The following is a 6,000-nucleotide window of genomic DNA, read 5'->3' as shown; positions in this document are numbered from 1 at the left end:
CATGTGGATTGCAGCGTTCGGCCATCCAGGATCACAGCACTGGGCTGCCCCTGCTTGCCTTGCGCCACTCGCAAGATCGAACGCAAGTCGTTGACCATGGCCTCAAAGCAGCCAGCCTGCAACCACCGTTGGGTTTGCTGGTAGACCGCCTCCCACGGCGGAAACTCGTGGGGAATCAAGCGCCAGGGCGCTCCAGCACGCGCCATCCAGCGCAACGCGTTGAACATCAAGCGCAGGTCATACTTGCGCTGCGGTGCCTGTGGATCCATCAGCGTCAAGTAGGGGGCAGCGAAGGCCCATTCTTCATCGGAGACGTCGGTCGGATAAGGGTGTGGTGGCTTCATCCGCTTACGATAGCCGCGAAAGCCTCAAGTTCATAACACGCTCTAGGGGAGCAGAGCCATGGTCAGCAAGAGCAACTGGCAAAGGTCTTGGTGGCGCTATGTAAGTTGGAGCTCAAGGTGCGTGCTGCGCACGTCCAGAAGCTACTGAAGCCAAACGCTGACGTCTAGCGGAACCATCGAGGCGCCCCGAACCAGCTGCTACAGCGGAGCCACGTGCTATATAAGCATCTGGCACGGAGGCCTTGGGGGCCTGATCATGGGACTTTATCTGCGCAAGAGCGTGAGGGTTGGACCTCTGCGATTCAATTTATCGAAGGGCGGGGTCGGCGTCTCGGCCGGAATCAAAGGGCTCCGGGTCGGAACTGGTCCGCGTGGTAACTACGTGCATATGGGTGCACGCGGCATTTACTACCGCGCAACCATACCCTCAGGACCACCACGTCCTCGCACACTGACACCTCGTGGCCCCGTTCGTCCAGTGCCAGGCGCCCAGCACTCCCCGTCTTCACCCCCACAATGGCCTGAGATTTCGCGCGCACATGGCCCGATGGTCGACATAGATTCGGCCGACGCGACCACGATTGTGGACTCGTCCTCGCAGGCATTGCTGGAAGAGCTCAATGCAAAGAAGAAAAGATGGCGCATGTGGCCAGGCGTCGCTATGGTTTCGGCGCTGGTGCTTTTGATTGCGGCAGGCAACGAAGCCCCGGACTGGGCGCTGGTTATGCTGGCTTTCTCCAGCGTAGGAGCCATCATCGCAGCGTATTTGAAGGACCAACTCCGGAAGACGGTAGTTCTGATGTATGAGCTGGACGAACCGATGGAGAAAGCATTAGAAGCACTCCACGCAGGAGCCCACACCATAGCCTCTGCTTATGCCACGTGGCACGTATCCTCCCGCGCGAAGGTATTCGATCGGAAATACCACGCTGGGGCTGGAACCCTTGTTAAGCGCAAGCCGACGTGCTTTGCCTCAGCGCCGCCCCCATTTGTCAAGACGAACATCAAGACCATCGCCGTCAATGTCGGAACCCAGGTACTCCATTTTTTCCCGGACCGCGTTCTGATCTACGACGCGAATGGTGTTGGTGCGGTAGGCTACAAAGAGCTACAGGTGCTGGTGTCATCCACTCGCTTTATTGAGGATGGCAGCGTTCCGCGCGATGCAACGGTTGTCGATCGGACATGGCGTTACGTCAACAAGAAAGGAGGCCCCGACCGCCGCTTCAAAGACAATCGGGAGCTACCGGTATGCCAATACGAAGAGGTCGCCCTGCGCAGCGACACCGGCCTCAACGAGCTAATACAGATTTCTCGTCTGGGATCAGCCGCTGGGTTCGCCTCAGCCGTTGCGGGCCTATCCCGAGTCATGCCCAGGGAGCTGCCCTAGCGGTGCCCTCTGTCAGCAATGCCTTTTAAAGAACCCCGGCAGCCCTAGCGTCCGCTGTCCTCTGTGAAAAATCTTCCACCGCGGCACTCATGGCTTCCTCCAAAGACCTGCGACGAACCATCGCGGCCTGTCGCATCTGGAGAATGGCACTGCGGCCGGCCACTAGGTCTGCCTCGATTTGAGCCCTCCTTGCTTGAATGGTTCGATCCAGATCCGCGACTTGCCTGGGGTCGACTGCCGAGTTCGGGTTGAAGTGGAATCGTGCCTCTTTTTCGTACCGCCACTTCATAAGGCGGTCGGTCAGCGCGGGCCCAAACCCCGGAACGTTTAGAACCGCATTGCGATTCACATCTGCTGCCGTCTCGATGCCAAACGATTCCAGCATGACTTTCTTCGCCGCCCCGATGCCCGGGATGGTGGCTCGCTCAATCTCGAACTGATCCAAGAACTGTTTGAGTGCGATCTGTTCGCGATTGTTGGACAGCGCTCGATAACGCCTTTCTCGTTCCGCAAGCAGACCGGCATGCTCATCCCGCAGCGGACGAAGCTGATTCTGCTTCGCTTGGAGCTGAGTGTCCGCTTGCTCTTGCTTCCATCGAGCCACGAGACCGTCGTACTGGGCCCTCGCTTGCTGATAGCCGGACGTCAGTGGCGCTAGATCCGCGCGGCCACGGCTATTGACCCATGCGCCCATTGCCCACCCCAGGCACGCCCAAACCAGGGCCCACACTGCAGAAAGCGCAATACCAAGCACCGTAATTAGCAGCCCCACCAACCACCCCGTCGTCTTCCAAAAGTTACGCCGAGTTCCCAATGCTTGAATCTGGGGAGTGGCAAGCACTGTCTTCACCTGAGGCAGCGCGTGCATGGGTGGCAATACTGCTGTCGTGATATCTCGCCAGATCGCATCCAGATTGAAGGGGCCCGAGGCTAGCTTGGGGATGACGACCGCTGCACCGCCAAAGAGCGCAATACCTGCACGTTCAATCGGGCACCACGGACACGCAGTAAGCCCGTCGAAATAGAAATGGGAGGGCCTGGAAGAACACCGTTTGAAGTGCTGCTCCAACTTCGTCAGGGCCTGGACCCAGTCTTCTGCCTTCGGCCTCCCACTAGGCTTCGCCCCGTCGAAGCCAAAGGCCTTTTCCCAGAGACCTGCAACCCAAGGCGACGCTGCGGCCGGCGACGCACTGAGCGGCGGAGGACTCATACGTGTCCGAGCAGTGTCTTTGCCGTATGCGTAACGGAACTCCGGAATCGCCTTTTCGATAGGCATATCGCCCGGCCCACTGTATCGGCCGGCAAAGGGATGCCGACCATTCATGAGCATCTGAAAAATCAGGACGGCCAGGCCGAAGTTGTCGTGGTTGGCGGTGCGTGTAACTTGTTTGAAGGCCTTTCCGTGGAGCTCGGACGGTGTGAAGTCCTGGACGCCGACCTCACAGAGGAAGGTGCGCCCTTGATGCGAAATCTGGAAGCTGTCTGTGTCAATCAGCTTCACGGTCGCATCCGGTGACACCCGCACACCGCCGTGATTCACGTCCCCAACCAAGTGACCTGCTTGGTGGATAACCGAGAATGCTCGCGCCGTGTTCAAGGCGGCACGAACCACTAGCCTCCAGTCGGCCTGGGGAAAGTCCGCCAAGCGGCTTTTGGGGCTGTAGAGCTTATGAATGTCCTTCGATGCGCGAAGGTTGGCCATGACAAAGCCACAAACCTTGCCATCGGATTGCCTTAAGACGTCAGTGGGCCAGGCGGTAAGCTGATCCAGCGCTTTGGTCCGGAGTGCAGCCATAGCCACCAGCTTGTCGGCTCTCTCACTGCTTACCGCAGCCAAATAGATCTTGGCAGCCGAGTCCGGCCTCCCCTCGATCTCGAAGACCGTTCCCTCTCCCCCCTTGCCCAGTTGCTTTCCCAGCCGGACCGGTCCGGATTTACCAACCAGAGCAGGTGAAACCACTTAGGCGTCCTCTACTGGCGCCGGTGAGTCTGGCAGCTTCGTCAGCCGACTGGCAAGCAGGAGTGTCTTGTCGTCGTCCGTCCGCTCGCAGATCACTGGCGAGGCAAGATAGGCCTCCAGCTTAGAGGACAAATCTTCGCTGTAGCCTGCCCCCTCTAAGGCACGGACCGGCGCGAATATCTTGTCGAAGAAGGGCGAATGAACGCTCTGCGTGGCCTGGTGGAGTACCAAGGCTTCGATGCCATCGGTGAACACCGCGACCTCATCCACCGCGCCCACATTGCAGGAAAACTCCGCGTTCAACACGGCAGCCGGATCGGTAACGAAAACGGTCGTGTTGATGTATTCCCCGTGCTGGGGCCAAAACACATAGGCCCAATCATCGCCGCGAGGGCGAATAACAATGGCCCCGTCGCCCACCTGGAAGAAGCATGTATGCGTCGGGGAGACGATAGCCGCCACCAACGTGCAAGCATACTCTCTGACGTCCAACCCGTCGGCCGCAGCCCTGTGCGCAATACGGGTCGTAACGCCGGCGAGCCAGTTCAAGACCACGTCCCGCGTTATCTCTTCAACGCCATGGCCGTCTTCAAAGTGGTTGCGCACACAGTCCCGAATCTCAGACGTCGCTAGCTTCGCACCGGTCTCTGATTGAGATGCACTTCCCGCACCATCCGACGCCACCAAAAGCACGGTGCCGTGCTCTGGAAAGAATTCCTGTTCATAGGCGTCCTGGCAGTCCGTTCCAAACTTGATGTGGGATGTGCCAATGGATGAGGCCGCAACGACGCGCCAATCCTGGAGATCCATTACACGCTGGCCCAGCCGTCTGGGGCTGCGGGGTTGACCAGGGGCACATTATCTCCAGGGGTCGAACGGGACACCGCGCTCATGGAGTTAGACAGCCACTTGAAGAGTTCCTTGAACTGGAGCCCCTTCAGATGCAGCGGTGCGCGCGTCGAGATTTGGCCAAGGATGTCCATGTCTGCCCCCTGCACGCCAACCGCGAAAAACTGGAAGTTCTTCGTTGCTTCCCCTTCCCGGACCAAAGCTGCAGCGCGTTGCCATGCGTCGGTCGGCGAACCATCGGTGATGAGAAACACCCAAGGTCGGTAGTAGGAAACGCCGTTGGCCTTGTAGATCTCCTTGCGTTGCCGAACCATCTCCAAGCCTTGCTCAATCGCTGCGCCCATCGGGGTGTCCCCAGTGCACGACAGCACGGGAGGATAAAAGCTGTCTGCCGTGACAAAGTCCATCACGGTCTCGACCGGACCGAAGGTGACAATGGCGACCTCCACCCGCTTGGCAGCGAGCGAGTCCGAGTTCAGTTCTTCCTGAAACTGCAGCAGGCCAGCGTTGAGCTGCTCGATGGGCTTGCCGCTCATGGAACCTGAGGTGTCCAGCAGCAGCAGGCAGGCGCACCGGTTCTCTGGGTTCTCCGCAAAATCGCTGGCGCCAAAAGGCACCTGTTCAAAATCGTTCATTACGCTGGATCTCCCTGTCCATTGGTTTCAAGCGCCATCATAGCTCCGCCAATCAACCCAATCTATGATGGGCCATGGTGACTTGCCCTACCCCTACCTCATTGCCAGCTTGGGCACCGCAAAAACCTGCGGATTGGGCTCCCTTAGCTGTTTCTGCAGTGATTATCTTGACCATGACGGTAGCGCTAGCGCTTCGCACTGCTGATGTAGAGAGCGCACCAGATAAGACGACAGTAGAAACAGCAGCGAACTCATCAGTGACGCCCCCGTTGAATTCAGGAACCCCTGCTTTTTCGACCGAGCGCGTCGGTTCCCTAAGGCTGGTGCCCACCACTCAGCTGCCGCCGGTAAAGCAACCCCTGCAGGCCGACGAGCGATGCCCTCTGTCGTCGCTGTCCAACCCATCCCCTGAGGCCAAGGCAGCTACTAAAGCGGGCTGGCACGTCAGCGCGGACATGACGTTCCAAGGATTTCGCTTCGTCATGGTGGACGCCGGTGCGAAGAGGGCTTCCGCTGGCTGCATGGCTATTGGAGCCAGCGCTTTGGTATTCAATGCTCACGGCCTCATTGCCATTGCTTACGACCGAAACGCCAAGCATTCGTCCAGGTTGAGTTCGTTAACCATTACGGAATCCGGTGTCTTGCAGCTTGGAGCATTGAAAGGGCCACTTGCCGAGCTCAGGGTCAGTGACCAGCGGATCGCTCTCAAGCTGGTAGTCACGAACAAGTCGAAATGAGCTTTGCTGTGATGCAAGGCATGCCACTAACTCGCCATACCGTTATCGCCCAGCAGCTTGCCCGCCAAACCGGCAGCCCTGCTCT

The 6,000-nt window shown here is 58.8% G+C and carries 6 protein-coding genes and 1 pseudogene; 3 read left to right on the top strand and 4 right to left on the bottom strand.

The window, feature by feature from the left end; genetic code table 11:
• The coding region (locus XcodCFBP4690_RS19365) for a transposase (RefSeq protein WP_146091975.1) at window positions 1–344 on the bottom strand (344 nt) is incomplete at its 3' end.
• A gap of 256 nt (window positions 345–600) precedes the next feature.
• On the opposite strand from XcodCFBP4690_RS19365, the pseudogene XcodCFBP4690_RS23180 reads away from it, so the two are divergent.
• Window positions 601–747 (top strand): annotated as a pseudogene (locus XcodCFBP4690_RS23180) (DUF4236 domain-containing protein); the annotation flags it as partial.
• Between the two features lie 144 nt (window positions 748–891).
• Window positions 892–1,734, top strand: coding sequence for a hypothetical protein (locus tag XcodCFBP4690_RS19355; protein WP_244183727.1), 843 nt, complete (start codon window positions 892–894; stop codon window positions 1,732–1,734).
• 25 nt (window positions 1,735–1,759) lie between these two features.
• Here XcodCFBP4690_RS19355 and XcodCFBP4690_RS19350 read toward each other — a convergent pair whose 3' ends face one another.
• Genes XcodCFBP4690_RS19350 through XcodCFBP4690_RS19340 form a run of 3 tightly spaced genes read right to left on the bottom strand, consistent with a single transcriptional unit; the run spans window position 1,760 to window position 5,178 of the window.
• Window positions 1,760–3,694 carry a helix-hairpin-helix domain-containing protein gene (locus tag XcodCFBP4690_RS19350; protein WP_104543569.1) on the bottom strand — a complete coding sequence of 645 codons (1,935 nt, stop codon included), beginning with the start codon at window positions 3,692–3,694 and terminating at the stop codon, window positions 1,760–1,762.
• Window positions 3,695–4,504 (bottom strand): PP2C family serine/threonine-protein phosphatase, encoded by an 810-nt coding sequence (locus XcodCFBP4690_RS19345; RefSeq protein ID WP_104543567.1) that lies wholly within the window; start codon window positions 4,502–4,504, stop codon window positions 3,695–3,697.
• On the bottom strand, window positions 4,504–5,178 hold the full coding sequence (locus XcodCFBP4690_RS19340; RefSeq protein WP_104543565.1) for a vWA domain-containing protein: 675 nt from the start codon (window positions 5,176–5,178) through the stop codon (window positions 4,504–4,506). The genes XcodCFBP4690_RS19345 and XcodCFBP4690_RS19340 overlap by 1 nt, the downstream gene beginning before the upstream one ends.
• Before the next feature lie 158 nt (window positions 5,179–5,336).
• Here XcodCFBP4690_RS19340 and XcodCFBP4690_RS22555 point away from each other — a divergent pair, with 158 nt between their 5' ends.
• Window positions 5,337–5,915, top strand: coding sequence for a hypothetical protein (locus tag XcodCFBP4690_RS22555; RefSeq protein ID WP_146091973.1), 579 nt, complete (start codon window positions 5,337–5,339; stop codon window positions 5,913–5,915).
• Window positions 5,916–6,000: the final 85 nt, after the last annotated feature.

It is taken from the genome of Xanthomonas codiaei, from assembly GCF_002939785.1.
Classification (GTDB): Bacteria; Pseudomonadota; Gammaproteobacteria; order Xanthomonadales; family Xanthomonadaceae; genus Xanthomonas; species Xanthomonas codiaei.
The sequence above is the reverse complement of the archived record's forward strand: the minus strand, read 5'-3'. Positions and strand labels throughout refer to the sequence as shown.

What these genes read in the sequence shown, in the direction of transcription:
- XcodCFBP4690_RS19355 (WP_244183727.1), top strand. Translation starts at nt 892, where the DNA reads ATGGTCGACATAGATTCGGCCGACGCGACCACGATTGTGGACTCGTCC.
- XcodCFBP4690_RS19345 (WP_104543567.1), bottom strand. Translation starts at nt 4,504, where the DNA reads ATGGATCTCCAGGATTGGCGCGTCGTTGCGGCCTCATCCATTGGCACA.
- XcodCFBP4690_RS19340 (WP_104543565.1), bottom strand. Translation starts at nt 5,178, where the DNA reads ATGAACGATTTTGAACAGGTGCCTTTTGGCGCCAGCGATTTTGCGGAG.